This window comes from Amycolatopsis sp. NPDC051371 (assembly GCF_040682155.1).
GTDB lineage: Bacteria > Actinomycetota > Actinomycetes > Mycobacteriales > Pseudonocardiaceae > Amycolatopsis.
Genome location: NZ_JBFBAG010000028.1, coordinates 22532 through 39830, shown reverse-complemented (window position 1 = coordinate 39830; position 17299 = coordinate 22532). Strand labels below are relative to the sequence as shown.

The window sequence follows — 17299 nt, the reverse complement described above, 5'->3', positions numbered from 1 at the left end:
GCGGTCGTGACGGAAACCCGGAACGTGGTCGTGGCGATCACCGGCGCCAGCGGAGCGTGCCTGGGCGTGCGCGTCCTGCAACTGTTGCGGGAGCAGCCGGGGATCCGGACGCACCTGGTGCTGTCCAAGGCCGGGATTCTCACCCTGCGCCACGAATGCGACCTCACGGTGGCCGACGTCCGCGCGCTCGCCGACGTCACCTACCGGCCGGGCGAGATCGGGGCGACGATCGCGTCCGGCTCGTTCCCGGTCGCGGCGATGCTCGTCGCGCCGTGCTCGGTCAAGACGCTCTCCGCCATCGCCACCGGCTACACCGACGACCTGGTCAGCCGTGCCGCCGACGTCTGCCTCAAAGAGGGCAGGCCGCTGCTGCTGATGGTCCGCGAAACCCCGCTGCACCTGGGGCACCTGAAGTCGATGGTCGCGGTGACCGAAGCGGGCGCGATCATCGCGCCGCCGGTGCCCGCGTTCTACCCGCGTCCGCGGACCGTCGGTGACCTGGTGGACTACACGGCTCGCCGCGCGCTCGCCCGGGTGGGACTATGGGAGCTGGCGCCGGAACCGTGGGACGGCGAATTGACCAGAGCCGACCCGGCCGACCTGCTGGGGCGGTGACGAAGGGGACCGGGGTGCTCGAGGCGCGGCGGCTGCAGATCTTCTCCGCGGTGGCCGAGCACGGCTCGTTCACCGCGGCGGCCGAGGCGCTGTTCATGACGCACTCCGCCGTCTCGCAGCAGATGGCGCTGCTCGAACGGCAGCTGGGCGTGCCGCTGATGATCCGCGGGCCGCGCGGGATCGAGCTGACCGAGGCGGGCAAGCTGCTGTCGGAACGCAGCACCGGCCTGCTCGGCACGATCGCCCACATCGAGCAGGAGATGTCGGACCTCAAGGCGCAGCACGCGTCGGTGCGGCTCGGCGCGTTTCCGACGGCCGGCGCCGACCTCATCCCCCGCGTCGTGCGCGAGTACCAGCGCCGCTATCCGGAGACGAAGATCGTGCTGCGCTCGGCGCACGCGTCCGACATGACGGCGGCCCTGCGCGACGGTTCGATTCACCTCGGCCTGGTCTGGGACTACGACTTCGACCCGCGCTCGGTACCCGCCGACGTCGAGTGGGTCCACCTGGCCGACGACCCGCTGTGCGTGCTGGTGCCGCTGGACCACCCGGTCGCCGGGGAGTCCGAAGTGGAGTTGCGCGAGCTGGCCGGCGAGACGTGGGTGGTGCGCAGCCACCGGCCGCCGTACGACGAGGCGTTCACGACATTGTGCCGGTTGTCCGGTTTCGAGCCGCGGATCGGCTTCGCGACCGAGGACTACCTGTCGGTGCAGGGCCTGGTGGCGGCGGGGATCGGCATCGGTGCTGCCCCGCGGCTGGCGCTGGTGGCGCAGCGCCCCGACGTCGTCGCGGTGGCGATCGCCCCGGCGGCCCCGCGGCGGCGGATCGCGGCGGTACGCCTGCTGAAGGCGAGTCATCCCCCCGCGGCGCGGCAGATGCTGGAAGTATTGCGGGTGGTGGCGACGACCGACCCGGAGGACCACGCGTGACCGAACCGCCCGACGTCCTGCGTCAGATGCTGCTCGACGGGCGCGCGGACGTCTCCCTGGTCGACCGGATCGTCGAGGACCTGGCCCGCCGCATCATCGACGGCTCCCTCCCCCCGGGCGCGGACGTCAACTCGGTCGACCTGGCCCGGCGGTTTTCCACTTCGCGGACGCCGGTCCGGGAGGCGCTGCTGACGTTGCAGCGCGAGGGTCTGGTGGACATCCCGGCGCGGCGACGGCCGCGGGTCGCGCCGGTGACGTTGGCTCAGGCCCGGGAGCTGTACGAGATCCGGGCATCGCTGCATGCGCTGGTGAGCGAGCTGATCGTGGCCGGGTCCCCTGATTTGTCGGTACTCGCTTCGTGGCAGGCGCACCTGCGGGACGACGCTGCTCGCGGGGACGTCGACGCATACTTTTGGCACAACGTTTCGTTTCGGCAGGCCGAGGCTGAGGTGGCGGGGAACCGGCAGTTGACCCGGTTGCTGGGGTCTCTCGGTTTGCGGACTTTGCAGCTGCGGCACGTGAGTTTGTCGTTGCCGGGACGGTTGGACCGGTCGGTGGCGGACCATGAGCGGCTGCTGGCGGCTTATGCCGATGGGGACGCTGTGCTCGCGGTCGCGCTGACGCGGTCGATCATCATGACGGGGCTGCACTCGATCGAGGCTTCGGGGTGGTCGGGGCTCGAAGCCGCGGAGTGAGTCAGACGCCGCCGGCGCGTTCGATTGCCCGGTACCCCCGCATCACCAACGACCGGCTCACCGCCGCCGCCAATCCCGCGTCTCGATCCGCATACGCGTTCACCAGCCTTTCGTGGTCCGCCACCGAATGCAGCAGCCTCCCCGGCAACGAGAGACTCAAATGCCGGAACCGGTGCATCTGCAGCCCCAGCGAACTCAACCGGCGCTGCAGCTCGCCGTTCTTGGCCAAGCTCACCTCCGCATTGCGGAACCCCACGTTGTGCCAGAAGTACGCGTCGACGTCGCCACAAGAAGCGTCCGCCGAAAGCAGGCCCTGCCAGCGCCGCAACCCGAAGATCTCCGCGTCCGACGCCCGCGCCACCACCAGCTCGCTCACCAGCGCGTAAAGCGAAGCCCGGATCTCGTAGATCTCCCGCACCTGCCTCATGTCCACCGGCGACACGTACGGCCGCCGCCGCGGCGGGATGATCACCAGCGATTCCCGCTCCAGCAGCAGCAACGCCTCCCGCACCGGCGTCCGCGAGGTGCTGAACCGGCGGGCCAGCTCGGCCGAGTTCACCTCGTGGCCCGGCGGCAGCCGCCCTTCGACGATGCCCACCGCGATCTCCTGGAAGATCGTGAACGCCAGCGACGAGCTGCCGTCCACCCCGCGCAGCGCCGTGAAGAGCAGCTCCCGCCGGAGATCGGGCAGGTCCACCGCCGTCACTAGCCGAGGACCTCGGGCCAGCGGCGACTGACCGAAGCCACCAGCGAGGGGCTCGACTCCGCGACCGCCGGGAAGTCGCCCAGCCGCTCGAACGGCCGGCACGCGTCGATGATCGCGCGGCTGGTGAACGGCACCGCGCCGGGCAGCGTCAGCGGGTCGACCCGGCTGCCCCACGTCCGCTTCATCACCTCGATGTCGAGCGACGGGTCGGTCCGCCCGCACATCGCCCAGACGACCTCGCCGAGGTCGCGCGGGTTGACGTCGTGGTCGACGACCACCGTGAACCGGTTCATGTACGCCGCGCTCGGCAGCTGCGAAGTCAAGTACGCCGCTTGACGCGCGTGCCCCGCGTACCGCTGTTCGATCGCGACGATCAGCAGCGACCGCCCGCCGCCCGCCTCGTGCGCCCAGACGCCCCGCAACCCCGGCAAACCCGTCTTGCGCAGCGAGTCGGTGATGATCGCGGACTTCATCACCGTGCGCATGTACGAGTAGTCGTGCGGCGGCTTGCCCGGCGGCGCGCCGAGCAGGATCGGGTCGTCGCGGTAGTACACCTTTTCGACGTCGATGGTGAGGATCGGGTCGCGGGAGCCGGAGTAGTAGCCGGTCCACTCGCCGAACGGGCCTTCCGGGCGCTTGTCGTCCGGCCGCACCCACCCTTCGATCGCGATTTCGGCGTCGTGCGGCAGCGGCAAGCCGGTCGCGAGCCCGGCGATCGTGCGCACCGGGGCACCGGCCATCGCGCCGACGTAGTCGTACTCCGAGACGTCGCCGGGCACCTCGACGCCGGCCGCGACCAGGTACGCCGGGTGGTGGCCCAGCGACGCCGCGATCGGCGCCCGCCCCTCGGCCTCGAACCAGCGGCGCAGGTGCTGGGCGCCGTGCTTGCCCGCCTCGATGTTGACGCTCACCGCGCGGCCGTCGTCCTGCACCTGCATCCGGTACGCGCCGAGGTTGATCCGGCCGGTGTCGTAGTCGCGGGTGACGACCGCGCAGCCGGTGCCGATGTAGCGGCCGCCGTCGCCTTCGTGCCAGCGCGGCACCGGGAACTTCAGCAGGTCGACCTCGTCGTCCACATGGGACAGGAGGGGCCCGTCGGCCACCGTGACCGCGCGGAAGTCGCCGGCGTGCGAGGTCCACTCCCCCGGCTTGACGGCGAGCTTCTCGACGAGGTCCTCGTCGGTGTTGTCCCAGCCGAGCCCGAGGACCGACCCGAGCAGCCGCGGGTTGCTGACCGAACCGGACAGCACGCGCGAACCGGAGGCGTAGTCCTTGATCGAGTCGAACAGCAGGGCCTTGGGGTGCGAACGCCGGTAGTTGACCTGGGAGAGCGCGCCGATCTCGAGCTCCCAATGGGCGCCTTCGACGGTTTGCACCTCCCCGGCCGCCTCGGCTTCGGCGAGCCACTTCCGCAGGTCGGTCATGCCGGAATCCTTCGCGAGGTCTGGCGGAGGTGGCCGATCGCCGCCTCGGCGGTGAGCACGTCCGCGTACTTCTGGTCCAGGTCGAACAGGCTCAGCCAGTGCGAAGCCTCGAAGCGGTCGAAACAGCAGTCGCCGACGACGCCGACGCGGTAGCCGCGGCTGCACGCGTCGACGACGGTCGAGCGCACGCACCCGCTGGTGGCCTCGCCGGCGACCAGCAGGGTGTCGTGACCGCCCATCCGCAGCATCGTGTCCAGCGGGGTGCCGTGGAAGCAGCTGGGGCCGATCTTCTCCAGCACGATGTCGCCGGCCCAAGGCTCCGCTTCGGACACGATCGCGTTGGGATCCACAGTGGACTTCGGTGCGAGTGCCGCGCCCGGCTTGCGGTTCCAGCGGCCGTACCGCGCCGGGGTCGCGTGGAAGTAGATCACCGGCGCCCCGGCGTCGCGGGCCGCGCGCAGCAGCGGGGCGGTGCGGTCGACCGCGGCCCAGCCGTCCGCGCCGCACGCGCTGGGCCAGTCCGCGACCGCGTCGAGGATGTCCCGGCGAGGCAGGCCCAGCGCCGCGTAGTACAGGTCGACGACGAGCACAGCGGGATTGGCCCCCAGACCGAACGGGGCCCGCTTCGCCCACGACGTCGCCGCGAGCACCGCGCGGTCCCGTTCGGTCAGGTACTTCGACCACTCCGCCTCGAACGAGGTCATGACGTCGTCAGGCTGTTGTCGATGTACTTCGCGACGTCCGATGGAGCAGTGGTCTTGGCGTTCTCCGCGGCTTCGTCGAAGGCCTGCTTGATCACCTTCTCGTCCACCACCGGGGTCTTCGCCCAGACGTCGAGAAAGAAGTCGTAGGCGTAGGCGGCAAGCTCGGGGCTCTTCACGCCGCTGTACTTCTGGATGCTCGCGACCGTCTCGTTCTTGTGGCCGCGGATGTACTGCAGCGCCTCGGCTTCCGCCGCGACGAACCGCTTGACGACCTCGCGGTTGTTCTGCAGGTACTTCGACTGCACGGTGTAGGCGCCGAGCGGGAACGGCATGTTCGACAACGCAGCGAGCCGGTGCGCGCCCTTCTCCCGGCTCTCGGTGCCGTTGGGCGGCTGGGTGAGGATCGCCGACACGGCACCGCTGCCGAGCGCGGCCACCTCGGCCGGGACGCCCTTGACGAACACCGCGGTGACGTCCTCGCGCTTGAGGCCGTTCGCCTCCAGCAACGCCGTCAGCCCGAAGTCGCTTTCCGAGCCGGGCGAGGTGATGGCGACCTTCTTGCCCTTGAGCCCGGCGACCGACTGGACCTCCGGGCTCGCCCACATCTCCAGGTTGTAGTGCGGCTCGGACATCGCCACGTACTTGAGGTCGGCGCCCTTCATGATGGCCGCCGCGGTGTCGGGCGCGACGCCGACGCCGATCTGGACGCTGTCGCTGGCCAGCCCGGCGACGAGCTGCGAGCTGTCGTTGAGCCGGCTGAGCTTCACGTTGAGTCCGTGCTTGGTGAAGATGCCGTAGTCCTGCGCGGTGTAGAGGTCGGAGTAGCCCGCGCCGAGCGCGGTGTAGCCGATGGTGACCGGCAAGGCGCCGCTCGCGTCGGCGGTGACCGTGCCGCCGGCCCCGCCCCCGCACGCGGTGAGGCCGAGCATGAGGCTCGCTGCCAGGAGAAGTGTTTTCATTCTGCACCTGCCCAATGGGTGAAACGGCGTTCGACCAGCCGGACGGCCCAGTTCAGCAGCAGGGCGACCACGGCGAGGATGACGATCCCGGCCATCGCCGAGTCCATGTTGAAGTTGGAGGTCTGCGTCTGCACGAAGTAACCGAGGCCCTGGCTGGCCAGGAACAGCTCGGCGACGATCGCGCCGACCAGCGCGCGGCCGACGGCCAGGCGCACGCCCGCGAGGATGTACGGCAGCGTCGCGGGCAACGCGATGGTGTAGAAGAACTTCAGCCGCGGCGTGCAGAACACCGTCGCGACGCGGGTGTAGTCGCTGTCCAGGTTCCGCACGCCCGCGGTGATGTTGATGATCAGCGGCAGGATCGCGGCCCACACGATGACGATCACGCGCGAGGTGTTGTCGATGCCGAACCAGAAGATGATGATCGGCAGGAACATCACGTACGGCACCGAGTAGAGGATGTTGACCATCGGCTCGGTCATGTCGTGCAGGATCTTGCTGCGGCCCAGCACGAGGCCGATCGGGATGCCGAGGACGAACGTGATGCCCAGGCCCCACAGCAGTTCCAGGCCGGTCGCGCCGAGCGCCGGGTAGATTTCGCCGGAGCCGAAGAGCTTCGCCTCGGCCGCGGCGATGCGCAGCGGGTTGCTGCTGAAGGAGACGTCGACGAGACCGAGCGCCGTCGCGAGCTGCCACAGCACCAGGACGATCGCCATCCCGGCCGTGCCGAGCAGCCCGCTACGGTGTCGCCGCGCCCAGCCGGAGCTCGCCGACAGAGCCGTTGGCGGGGTCGGTGCTGGCGTCGTGCGCGGGAGTGACGCTGTTGTCATGGTTCGGCTCCGAAGCTGCGGGTTCGTGGTGGAGGGCCGAGAGGATCTTGTCGCCGTACGCGAGGAACTCGGCGCTACGCCGCCAGGCGGCGTCGCGCGGGCGGGGCACGTCGATGACCACTTCCAGCGCGACGTGCGCGGGGGACGGGGAGAAGACGAGCACGCGGTCGGCGAGCAGCACGGCCTCGTTGACGTCGTGGGTCACGAACATCGCGGTCTTCTTCGTGACGGCGTCCGCCTGCCAGATCCGCAGGAGCTCGTCCTGCAGGTTCTCGCGGGTCTGCGCGTCGAGCGCACCGAAGGGCTCGTCGAGCAGCAGCAACGTCGGATCGGTGGCCAGGGCGCGCGCGAGGTTCACGCGCTGCCGCATCCCGCCCGAAAGCTCGTGCGGGTACTTCTTGGCGACCTTGGCCAGGCCGACGATGTCGAGCAGGTCTTCGGCGCGTTTCCGGGTCTCCGGCGTCAGCCTGCCCTGGACCTGGGGTCCGAAGAGGACATTGTCGAGGACGGTCCGCCACGGGTAGAGCGAGGCGTGCTGGAAGACCAGCGACCGCTCCGGGCCGGGGCCGTTGATGGGGCGGCCGCCCAGCTCGAGGTCCCCGCCGGCGACGGGCACGAGCCCGGCGACGGCCTCGAGGAACGTGGTCTTGCCGCACCCGCTCGGGCCGACGATGACGACGAACTCCTCGTCGTGGATCTGCAGGTTCAGGTCGAGGCACGCGGTCGAGAAGCCGCCGCCGCGCCGGGCCTTGTGCCCGAGCAGCAGATCCCGCGCGTCCAGGCAGATGTTGGGGACGGACATCAGCACGTCCCCGGGGTTTCTGGGTGGTTCACTACCGCTCCTCCTTGCCAATGACTGCACTGCGGACCGCAAGGTGTCGACACTTCGGGAGAGTTTGCGTCCGCGGCTACAGCAAAGTCAAGGATTCGGAATCGAGTAAGACGAGCTTCTGTCGCAAACTGTCGACACTAGCCACTTCGCGACAGTGCACCCCGGCCGAAAAGCCGTGAAGGACTACGAGGTCAGGCGACGGGCTGCTCCACCGGCTCCGGCTTCGGGCTCAGCACGCCCGCGAACACCGCCGCCAGCACGCACAGCACCACCGGCACCGCGAACGTGACGTTCAGCGGCATCCACCGCGTCAACCCGCCGATGAGCGCCGGCCCGGCCAGCAGCCCCACGTAGCCGAGCCCGACCACCCTCGCCATCAACGCACCCGACGCCCGCGTGTCCAGATTGCCCGCCGCGGTGAACAGCTGCGGAACCCCGCCCGACAAGCCCAGGCCGAACAACGCCCAGCCCACCAGCGACAGCGGCACCCACGGGGCCGCCGCGGCGATCGACAGGCCGACCGCCGCCAACGCCGCTCCGTACCGGACGATCGCCGCCGGGCCCGCCCAGGCCGCGACGCGGTCGGTCAGGAAGCGGCCGGTCGTCATCGCCACCGCGAACGCGCCGTACGCCAGCGCCGCCGTCGAGGACGACGTGCCCAGGACCTTCTCCATGTGCAGCGCCGCCCAGTCGTTGGCCACGCCCTCCGACAGCATCAGCGCCAGCGCCAGCAACCCGAGCAGCCAGACCACCCGGCCCGGCGTCCGGCGGCGCGCGACCGGCGCCGACTCGGCGGCGACGGTCGCGGGCACTGAAGCTTCTTCGGACGGCTCCATCAGGAACCGCGCGGACGCCAGGGAAAGCACCACGCACAGCAGGCCGGTGCCGGTGAGCGTGACGCCGGTCGGCACGCCCGCACCGAGCGTCGCCGCGCCGATGACCGCGGCGAACGCACCGCCGATCGACCACATCGCGTGGAACGCGGCCATGATCGGGCGCGGGTAGGCCCGCTCCACCACCACCGCGTGGGAGTTCATCCCGACGTCGATCGCGCCGTTGCCGAACCCGAACAGGATGAGCGAAAGCCCCAGCGTCCACCACGAGTTCGCGAACCCGGGGGCGCACAGGGCGAGGCCGAGCAGCACCCCGGCCGCCGGGACCAGCCGGCGGTGGCCGAGCCGGTCGACGAGCGGCCCGGAGATCTGCATGCCCGCGAACGCCGCGCCGCCGAGCACCAGCAGCAACGCGCCGAGCGTGCTGTGCGAGATGCCGGTCGCGCGCTCGACGTTCGGGATGTGCACGACCCACATGCCCATCCCGAAGCCGTTGAGGCCGAAGAACATGAAGGTCGCGAACCGGGCGGCGCGCGGGCGGGGCGGGGCGGTCGTCATCGGTTCTCCCAGGGGACGGCGACGTGCACGAGCACGCCGAGGCCGGCCAGCGCCGCGCGCTGGTCCTCGGGCGCGCCCGGGTCGGTGATCAGGACGTCCACGCGGTCGGCGGGACAGACGTGGGCGAGCGCGGCGCGGCCCCACTTGGCGCCGTCGGCGAGCACGATCGCCCGGGCCGCGACGTCGAGGGCGGCTCGCTTGACCTCGGCGTCGCCCAGGTCGAACGCGGTGAGGCCGGCGTCGAGGCCGAACGCGCACGGGCTCAGCACCGCGACGTCGAACCGCAGGGCGCGCAACGACGCCACGGTCAGCGGCCCCACCAGGGCCTGCTCCCCCGGCCTCGGCTCGCCACCCGGCAGGAGCAGCCGGACTTCGGGGTCGTCGGCCAGCTCCCGGGCCGCGTGCAGGGAAAGCGGCATCACGGTCACCGCGCGCCCGCGCAGCAGCCGCGCGAGTTCCAGCGCGGTGGTGCCGCTGTCGAGGACGATCGTTTCGCCGTCGCGGATCAGCTCGGCCGCCGCGGTCGCGATGGCCCGCTTCGCCTCGACCGCGGCCGTCGCGCGGGCGGCGAACGGCGGCTCGATCCCGGACGGCGACGCCGGGACGGCTCCGCCGTGCACCCGCCGCAGCACGCCGCGCGAGGCCAGGTGGTCGAGGTCGCGGCGCACCGTCATCTCCGACGCGCCGGTCGCCGACGCCAGGTCCGCGACGGCCACCTGGTCGGCGTCGCGCAGGCGCTCCACGATCATCCGTTGCCGTTCCGCGCTCTTCACGCCGCGATGCTCGCAAGCCGCGGGCATTCGCACAACCGATTTGTTCGTCCGCTCACGTCGCATGTGCGAAACACCGCTGCGGCATGATGGTGCCGTGCACGCCGCCGAGACCACCGCGACCCCGTGACCGGGGGCTACCTGAAGGGCCGGATCCGCCGCGAGGACATCATCACGGCGGCGGCCGCCGCGTACGGCGAGCTCGGCTACCAGGGCTCGTCGCTGCGCGAGATCGCCAAGCGCGTCGGCATTTCGCACGCCGGCCTCCTCTACTACTTCCCGACCAAGGAAGCCCTGCTCGCCGCCGTGCTCGAACGGCGCGACGCCGAGGACTCCGAGCGCGAGCAGCTGACGGTGCCGCCCGGTCTCGAGGTTCTGCGCCACTTCGTCGCGCTCGCCGAGCACAACGTCCGCCACCCCGGGATCGTCGACCTCTACTCCCGGCTCGCCGCCGAGGCCGTCGCCACCGACCACCCGGCGCACGAGTACTTCGTGCGCCACTACCGCGCCGCGCGCGACGGCGTGCACGAGTCGTTCGCGGTCCTGGCCGCCCGCGGAGAGCTGCGGGACGGCGTCGACCCCGGAATGGCGACGCTGACGTTCATCGCGCTGATGGACGGCCTGCAGGTGCAGTGGCTGACCGTCCCCGGCGACGTGGACCTGGTCGGATCGCTGCGCTTCTACTTGCAGAACCTGCTCACCGTCCCGGTCTAGAGGGTCTTCGCGTACGGGTCCCAGCCCGCCGGCAGCGCGGGCGGGACGTCGACGGTGCTCGCGACCTCGACGGTCTGCCCCCGGGTCAGGGACTCGTCGATGGCCAGCATCGCGTCGAGCACGTGGTAGGCCAGCTCGCCGGACGCGCGTTCCGGCACACCGGCGCGGATCGCCCGCGCCAGCTCGAGCGCGCCGGTACCCCGGGAAGCCGCGTGTCCGTTCGGTGTCAGCTCTTCCGGTTCGGCGTGCCCCGGCAGGTGCAACGCTGTCGGGCCGTCGAACCGGTTGGGGTCCGGGAGCACGGCGGTGCCGAGCGTGCCGGTCACCTCGACGAACCCGGTGCGCTTGAGCGCCGAGTCGAAGCTCAGCACGAGCTGCGCGGAGCCGCCCGCCTCGAACTCGACGAGCGCGGTGACCGTCGTCGGCACCGTCACCGGGAACTCCGTGCCGGCGCGCGGCCCGGACCCGATGACGCGTGTGTCGCGCGCCCGCCCGCCGGCCCCGGTGACGCGCCGGATCGGGCCGAGCAGCTGCACCAGCGTCGTCAGGTAGTACGGGCCCATGTCCAGCAGCGGCCCGCCGCCGGCCTGGAAGAGGAACTCCGGCGCCGGGTGCCAGCTCTCCGGCCCCGGCACCTGGAACAGCGCGAGTGCGGTCAGGGGCCGCCCGATCCGGCCCGCGTCGACGGCCTGGCGTGCCGTCTGCAGGCCCGCGCCGAGGACGGTGTCGGGCGCGCTGGCCACGCGCAGGTTCTTCTCCCGTGCGCGATCGAGGAGCTTGCGGCCGGTCTGGCGGTCCAGCGCGAGGGGCTTCTCCGCCCAGACGTGCTTGCCCCCTTCGAGGGCCGCGAGCCCGACGTCGACGTGCGAGGCAGGGATGGTCAGGTTGACGACGAGCTCGACCTCGGCGTCGTCGAGCAGCTCGGCCACCGTGCCCGAACGCGGGACGCCGTACTCGGCGGCGCGGGCCGCGGCGCGCTCGGTGTCGAGGTCGGCGATCCGCAGCACGCGGACGTCCGGGAAGCTCGTCAGGTTTTCGAGGTAGGTGCCGCTGATGACGCCGGCGCCGACGATCCCGACGCCGACCGGCCCGCCGGTCACCGGCCCGCGCCGGTCAGGAAGGCGTGGCTGGCGGCGATGGCCTCGAAGAGATCGCCGTCGTAGGCGTCGAACTCGACCACGCGCAGCGCGTCCGGCGCGGCGGCGAGCACGTCGGCGATGGGCACCCGCCCCTGCCCGGCCGGGACCTGGCCGGTGGCGTCGGTGGCCAGGCCGCCGTCCTTGACGTGGATCGCGCGGACGCGGTCACCGAGCCGGCGCAGCAGGGCGGGCGCGTCCTCGCCGCCCGCGGTGGCCCAGTAGGTGTCGACCTCGAGCGCGACGGCCGGGTCGAGCTTGTCGGCGAACACCTCGAACGCGCTGCGGCCGTCGATCCGGGACTCCAGCTCCCACCAGTGGTTGTGGTAGCCGACCTGGACGCCGTGCTCGGCCGCGACCTTGGCGGCGGCGTTCAGCGCGTCCGCCGTCGCGGCGATGTCGGCCGGGTCCTGCCACTGCTCCGGCTTGACGAGCGGGTCGATCACCAGGCCGATGCCCAGCTCGGCCGCCGCGGCGAAGACGGCCGCCTGGTCGGCGCCGATCAGGCGGGCGTGCGCGGTCGGGGCGCTCAGGCCGTTCGCCGGCAGCCCGGCCCGCAGCGCATCGACGTTTTCGACGACACCATACGGCTCGACATGCGTGAAGCCGATCGCGGCGAGCCGCCGCAGGGTGTCGGCGGGGTCGGCCGCGAAGGCGTCGCGGACCGAGTACAGCTGCACGGAAAGCTCGCTCATCACCGGCTCCTGGAGGTCACGGGGTTCGATGAATTTCTACCACTTGGTCAAAATTGGCACCAGGGATTTCCGGGCCGGTCCACCGGACGGCCGCACCGGCGTGCCGAGGCTCACCGGCGCGGTTGTTTTGGCGAGGGCCGGTTGGGGCAGTAACGCTTTGACGAGGTCGAAGCCGATCCGATCCGGGAGGTGCCGGTAGTGGACAGGGCAGGGGACGAAGTGGACACGGGGGCCGTCGGCCACCCGGCGTCCCGTCGCGACCTGACGGAACTGTCCGAGGCCGCCCGTGACCTCGACCGCCGGATCGAACAGCACCTGGCCCGGTTGCGCCGCGAACGCGCGACGCGCGCCTGGGACGACATCCCTGACCAGCGGCTTCGCCCCAGCGGCTGACCTCGCGTTCACCGCCCGGACCCGGGCTACTACGCTGGGTGGGCCCCACGCCGCGCCGAAGTCCTGCGAGGTCGCCATGTCCGACTCCCCGTCCGCGCTGTCCCCGAGCCAGAAGCCGGTGGGCGTCGACCCCGAGCGGCCGAGCATCGCGCGGATCTACGACGGGTTCCTCGGCGGCAACAACTACTACGAGGTCGACCGCGTGGTGATGGAGAAGATCCGCGCGGCGGTCCCGGAAGCGGTCGACATCGCCCGCGGCAACCGCGGTTTCCACAACCGCGCCCTGCGGATGCTCGCGAACCAGACCAAGATCCGGCAGTTCCTCGACTGCGGGTCCGGGCTGCCGACGGCGGAGAACACGCACCAGATCGTCCAGCGCATCGACAAGGACCACACGGTCGTCTACATCGACAACGACCCCGTGGTCCTCGCGCACGGCCGGGCGCTGCTCGTGGAGAACGACTTCACGCACATGGTCGAAGCGGACATCTTCAAGCCGGAACTGGTGCTCGGCGACGACGAGGTGCGGCAGCACGTCGACTTCTCGGAGCCGGTCGCCCTGCTGCACGTCGGCACGATGCACCACTTCGAGGGCGACGGCGCGGTCGACGTCATGCGGGAGTACATCGACGCGCTCGCCCCGGGCTCGTACGTCGTGCTGTCGCACTTCTTCGACCCCGAGGTGCCGGAGCTGACCGCGATCGCCAAGCGCATCGAGAACATCCTGACCCAGGGGCCCCTCGGCGCCGGCCGGTTCCGCACGCGGGTGGAGATCGAAGCCATGCTGCCGGGCCTGGAGTTCCTCCAGCCGAACGCGACCTCCGGACCGGGCCTTGCGGTGTGCGACGAGTGGTGGCCCGACGGCCCCCGGCTCACGCCCCTGTCGGGTTCGGCGAAGTGCGTGGCCGGGATCGTCGGCGTCAAGCGCTAACGCAACCGCCATGCGTGGTCCGCGGTTCCGCTGTCGCCGAACTGCACCACCTGGGCGCTGTCGGCCGTGGACATCCCCGCCACACCGAGCACCTTGCCCGAGTTGCGGTTGACGATCCGGAACCAGCCGCTGCCGTCGTCGCGCAGGCGCCACAGGTGGTCCGCGGACCCGTTGTCGGTGAACTGCACGATGTTCGAACTGTCCGCTGTGGACATTCCGGCCACGCCGAGCACCTTGCCCGAGTGGACGTTGCGGATGAGGAACCAGCCGTCGGCGGTGGCCTCGAAGGTCCACAGGTGGTCGTCGGTGCCGTTGTCGGCGAACTGCACGACCCGCGCACTGTCCGCCGTGGACATCTGATCCACCCCGAGCACCTTGCCCGAGTTGCGGTTCTCGACCCGCACCCGCCCGTCCGGGACGAGCCGCCACACGTGGTCAGCCGAGCCGCCGTCGCCGAACTGCATTACCTGCGCACTGTCCGCGGTGGACATCTGATCCACGCCGAGGACCTTGCCGGAGTTACGGTTCTTCAGCCGCCACCAGCCGTCGCCGTTGTCCACCAGCTGCCAGAGGTGGTCCGCGGTGCCGTTGTCGGTGAACTGCACGACCTTCGCACTGTCCGCGGTGGACATCTGGTCGACCCCGAGCACCTTGCCCGAGTGGTGGTTGCGAACGCGGTACCAGCCGTCCCCGTTCGCCACGAGGTGCCAGACGTGGTCGTCGGTGCCGTTGTCCGCGAACTGCACCACGCGCGCACTGTCCGCAGTGGACATCTGATCGACACCGAGCACCTTGCCGGAGTTGCGGTTCACGATCCGGAAGCCCGCTCCCCCGCCACCCGGCGACCAGGGGTGGCCGTTCGGGTCGGCCGTCGGGAACGACGTGACGCGCAGGCGGGCCGCGCCCATCGGGATCAACGTGACCGTCTCGACCGCCGCATCACTGCGCGCCGGTGACGCCTGCAGCGGCGTGACGACGTTCTGGTCGTCCGCGGTCCACTCGGCGATCTTCCGCGCCGGTGCGGTGATCTTCACCGGCGCGGTGTCCGGCGTGAACGGGTTGGCGGGCAGCGCACCGCCGGCCGCGGAGAAGGTCAGCGCCGCGTTTGGTGCGAGGCCGTAGTTCCAGGGTGTCGTCGCGTGCACCGCGTACTCCGGGAACTGTGCGTTTCCGCCGATCTGCTGGTAGCTCTCGCCGACCTTCAGCGAGTACGTCAGCGGGCCGTGGTCGACCGACACGGAGTCGTGGTTCGCTGTCCAGGTCCGCGTCGTCGTGCGCTGCGGCAGGGTGAGCGTGACGACGTCGCCGTCCGCCCAAGTCCGGTCGACCTTCACGAAGGACGGCCCCGCCGTCGCCGCGACCGCCGCCCCCGCCACGGTGAGCCGGGGCGCCGCGCACCAGGCCGGGATCCGCAGGTACAGCGGGAAAGCCAGCCGCTTCGGCGTCCGGACGGTGAAGGTGACCTGCTCGGCGAACGGGTAGGTAGTGTCTTCGGTGATGGTCACCGAGGTGCCGTCGCCGACCTTCGCCGTGACGCTGCTCGCGGAGTACATCGCGGCGGCGAGGCCGTTGTCCGGCGTGGCCAGCCACAGCTCTTCGGTGAAGTACGGCCAGCCCATGCCGTAGTTGTGCGGGCAGCAGCGGTACTGGTCGACGCCCGGCAGGTAGGCCTGCATCGCGAAGCCGTTCTGGAACTGGCCTTCGCTCTTGGGCACGTTGTCGAGGTCGACGCTGTTCGCGCTGGTGATGTAGTGGACGGCACGCCCGGCCGGGTCGAGGGCGGCGGGCAGGGAGTTGAAGGCGAGGTCCTCGCAGCGGTCGGCCCAGACCGGGTCGCCGGTCAGCCGGGTGAGCAGCTGGTGGCTGGCCATGAACTCGACGATCCCGCAGGTCTCGAAGCCCTGCCGCGGGTCGCCGAAGCCGGGCCGCGCGTTCTCGTCCCCGGCGAAGCCGCCGCCGGCGAACTGGCCGTAGGCGGCCATGACCGTGTCGTAGTCGGAGTAGGTGGCCTGGGTCAGGCTCGCGTCGCCGGAACGCAGCGCGTACTGCGCGGGTTCGCGGAAGCCCTGGGCGATGTTGACGTTGTGCAGGCTGGGCAGGTTCCGGACCCAGCTGGCGCCATAGGCGTGGATCTTGTCGGCGAGGTCGAGCAGGAAGGCGTCACCGGTGCGGTTGAAGAGCCAGAAGACGCTGTCGAGGCCGTCGCCCCAGCGGACGGACACCCAGCTGGAGTCGAAGGCGCTCTTGCCCTGGGCGTTCATGTAGCGGAGGAAGCGGGTGAGGAACGGGATGACGCGGGTGTCGCCGCTGTACTCCTGCCAGGAGCGCAGGGCTTGCAGCAGCGGGAGGTACGGCCAGAAGTCGGGGCCGTTGTTGAGCGCGGTGCGCAGCGCGGTGGGTCCGAAGAAGCCGTCGGACTGCTGGGTGGCGAGGATGGCGTCGATCCACTTGGCGGCGGTGGCTCGTGCGGTGGCGTCCCGGGTGACGGCGGCGAGGTCGACGTAGCCACGCAGCCAGTAGGGCACTTCTTCCCAGCCGGCGCGCTCGGGGTGGACCCAGCCGCTGGTGACGAAGTCGAGGAAGTGCGAGGTCTCGGCGTAGTGGCCGCAGAGGCCGTCGAGCTGCAGTTTCAGCTGGCCGGCGAGCCAGCCTCGCGCGGTGACGGCCCCGGGAGGGAGCTTGAGGAAGGCGGCGGGCTTCAGCGGGGCGGCGTTCGGGGTGTAGAAGCCGCCGGTCGCGGGGGCGACCTTGCGGAGGGCCGCGGCCGCGTTCGGCGCGGTCGCCCCGGTCAGCAGGGTGGCGGCGGCGACTCCGGCTCCGGTGACGAACTGCCTGCGGCTCAGCGACACGGGGGCCTCCGCTCGTCTTTACAACGTTGTAAATCTGTTTTACCGGGTGGATACAACGTTGTAAATCCGCCGTTCGTCGGAGGCCGGAATCTCGAGGGTCGCGGTCGCGGGCGGGCCGTTGTCTTGAATGAGTCATTCAGGTCTTCGGAGGTCCTGAATGACTCATTCAAGACGTCAGCGGACCGGATCCGCGGCGGGCTACGGCACGTTCGACGAGGCCGGGTCGCCCTCGGACGCCGCCGGGTCGTGGGCCGCCGCGGGATTGCCCGCCGCGGGGTTGTCTGCCGCGGGGTTGCCTGCCGTGACAGGGCCGCTTCCCGCCGAACCGGCCCCGGTCGCGGCGCCCGCCGCCGGGTTGGCAGGCGCCTCCTCCGCACTGTCCTCAGTGGACCCCTCCACCGCCCCGCGCACCCACTTGAGCTTCACCTCGAACTGCCCCTGCAGCCCCGTCCGCGCGATCACCGCGCCGGCCTGGGCGTCCAGCTTGACGCCGAACTTGAGCTCCACCTCGTCCGGGCCCAGGTCGCGAAACTGGGCCAGCGCCGCGCCCGCTGCCGCGCGGACTTCGCTCAGTGCGTGCTCGAACGTCGTCGTCGCCTTGCGGAGTACCCCCGACGGCACCGACGCGCGCTCCAAGCCCGGCTCCACCTCCACCTCGACGACCACCGATCCGCCGTCGGCCAGCGGGAAACGCACGAAGTCCGGCAAGGAGTCCTCCATCGGTCG

18 protein-coding genes are annotated in these 17299 nt (G+C 71.1%); 6 read left to right on the top strand and 12 right to left on the bottom strand.

Annotated features, from left to right (window positions below):
- Positions 1-6 precede the first annotated feature (6 nt).
- The 3 genes from AB0M59_RS30455 to AB0M59_RS30445 are packed head-to-tail and all read left to right on the top strand — an operon-like array spanning position 7 to position 2239.
- Positions 7-615 carry a UbiX family flavin prenyltransferase gene (locus tag AB0M59_RS30455; RefSeq protein WP_364621838.1) on the top strand — a complete coding sequence of 203 codons (609 nt, stop codon included), beginning with the start codon at positions 7-9 and terminating at the stop codon, positions 613-615.
- Positions 612-1544 (top strand): LysR family transcriptional regulator, encoded by a 933-nt coding sequence (locus tag AB0M59_RS30450; RefSeq protein WP_364621835.1) that lies wholly within the window; start codon positions 612-614, stop codon positions 1542-1544. The genes AB0M59_RS30455 and AB0M59_RS30450 overlap by 4 nt, the downstream gene beginning before the upstream one ends.
- Complete coding sequence (locus AB0M59_RS30445) at positions 1541-2239, top strand: GntR family transcriptional regulator (RefSeq protein ID WP_364621832.1); 699 nt, start codon at positions 1541-1543, stop codon at positions 2237-2239. Before AB0M59_RS30450 ends, AB0M59_RS30445 begins: the two co-directional genes overlap by 4 nt.
- 1 nt (position 2240) lies before the next feature.
- On the opposite strand, the gene AB0M59_RS30440 is transcribed toward AB0M59_RS30445, so the two are convergent.
- From AB0M59_RS30440 to AB0M59_RS30405, 8 genes are all read right to left on the bottom strand, one after another.
- Positions 2241-2945: a GntR family transcriptional regulator gene (locus tag AB0M59_RS30440; RefSeq protein WP_364621830.1), complete on the bottom strand. Its 705-nt coding sequence runs from the start codon at positions 2943-2945 to the stop codon at positions 2241-2243.
- Positions 2945-4369: a UbiD family decarboxylase gene (locus AB0M59_RS30435; protein WP_364621827.1), complete on the bottom strand. Its 1425-nt coding sequence runs from the start codon at positions 4367-4369 to the stop codon at positions 2945-2947. The genes AB0M59_RS30440 and AB0M59_RS30435 overlap by 1 nt, the downstream gene beginning before the upstream one ends.
- Positions 4366-5073: an isochorismatase family protein gene (locus AB0M59_RS30430; protein ID WP_364621824.1), complete on the bottom strand. Its 708-nt coding sequence runs from the start codon at positions 5071-5073 to the stop codon at positions 4366-4368. Before AB0M59_RS30430 ends, AB0M59_RS30435 begins: the two co-directional genes overlap by 4 nt.
- On the bottom strand, positions 5070-6032 hold the full coding sequence (locus AB0M59_RS30425) for an ABC transporter substrate-binding protein (protein WP_364621821.1): 963 nt from the start codon (positions 6030-6032) through the stop codon (positions 5070-5072). The genes AB0M59_RS30430 and AB0M59_RS30425 overlap by 4 nt, the downstream gene beginning before the upstream one ends.
- Positions 6029-6748 (bottom strand): ABC transporter permease, encoded by a 720-nt coding sequence (locus AB0M59_RS30420; protein WP_364621818.1) that lies wholly within the window; start codon positions 6746-6748, stop codon positions 6029-6031. Before AB0M59_RS30420 ends, AB0M59_RS30425 begins: the two co-directional genes overlap by 4 nt.
- Before the next feature lie 22 nt (positions 6749-6770).
- A complete protein-coding gene (locus tag AB0M59_RS30415) occupies positions 6771-7664 on the bottom strand; it encodes an ABC transporter ATP-binding protein (RefSeq protein ID WP_364621815.1) in 894 nt (297 codons plus the stop codon).
- A gap of 221 nt (positions 7665-7885) precedes the next feature.
- Entirely contained in the window at positions 7886-9085 is a 1200-nt protein-coding gene (locus tag AB0M59_RS30410; RefSeq protein ID WP_364621812.1) for an MFS transporter, read from the bottom strand.
- The gene (locus AB0M59_RS30405) at positions 9082-9834 is read right to left on the bottom strand and encodes a DeoR/GlpR family DNA-binding transcription regulator (RefSeq protein ID WP_364622103.1); all 753 of its coding nucleotides are present in this window, start codon (positions 9832-9834) and stop codon (positions 9082-9084) included. The genes AB0M59_RS30410 and AB0M59_RS30405 overlap by 4 nt, the downstream gene beginning before the upstream one ends.
- Positions 9835-9981: 147 nt before the next feature.
- Between AB0M59_RS30405 and AB0M59_RS30400 the strand changes: the two genes are divergently transcribed.
- Entirely contained in the window at positions 9982-10569 is a 588-nt protein-coding gene (locus AB0M59_RS30400; RefSeq protein ID WP_364621810.1) for a TetR/AcrR family transcriptional regulator, read from the top strand.
- Here AB0M59_RS30400 and AB0M59_RS30395 read toward each other — a convergent pair.
- Together AB0M59_RS30395 and AB0M59_RS30390 are read right to left on the bottom strand one after the other, a co-directional pair.
- Complete coding sequence (locus tag AB0M59_RS30395; protein WP_364621807.1) at positions 10566-11669, bottom strand: Gfo/Idh/MocA family oxidoreductase; 1104 nt, start codon at positions 11667-11669, stop codon at positions 10566-10568. The genes AB0M59_RS30400 and AB0M59_RS30395 overlap by 4 nt on opposite strands.
- Positions 11666-12400, bottom strand: a complete 735-nt coding sequence (locus tag AB0M59_RS30390; RefSeq protein WP_364621804.1) for a TIM barrel protein — start codon at positions 12398-12400, stop codon at positions 11666-11668. The genes AB0M59_RS30395 and AB0M59_RS30390 overlap by 4 nt, the downstream gene beginning before the upstream one ends.
- 198 nt (positions 12401-12598) lie before the next feature.
- On the opposite strand from AB0M59_RS30390, the gene AB0M59_RS30385 reads away from it, so the two are divergent.
- Positions 12599-12793 (top strand): hypothetical protein, encoded by a 195-nt coding sequence (locus AB0M59_RS30385; RefSeq protein ID WP_364621801.1) that lies wholly within the window; start codon positions 12599-12601, stop codon positions 12791-12793.
- A gap of 76 nt (positions 12794-12869) precedes the next feature.
- Positions 12870-13724 (top strand): SAM-dependent methyltransferase, encoded by an 855-nt coding sequence (locus AB0M59_RS30380; protein WP_364621798.1) that lies wholly within the window; start codon positions 12870-12872, stop codon positions 13722-13724.
- Here the strand turns inward: AB0M59_RS30380 and AB0M59_RS30375 are convergent.
- Positions 13721-16573 (bottom strand): RICIN domain-containing protein, encoded by a 2853-nt coding sequence (locus AB0M59_RS30375; protein WP_364621795.1) that lies wholly within the window; start codon positions 16571-16573, stop codon positions 13721-13723. The two genes, AB0M59_RS30380 and AB0M59_RS30375, sit on opposite strands and share 4 nt — an antisense overlap.
- A gap of 198 nt (positions 16574-16771) precedes the next feature.
- On the bottom strand, positions 16772-17293 hold the full coding sequence (locus AB0M59_RS30370) for a CU044_2847 family protein (protein WP_364621793.1): 522 nt from the start codon (positions 17291-17293) through the stop codon (positions 16772-16774).
- Positions 17294-17299: the final 6 nt, after the last annotated feature.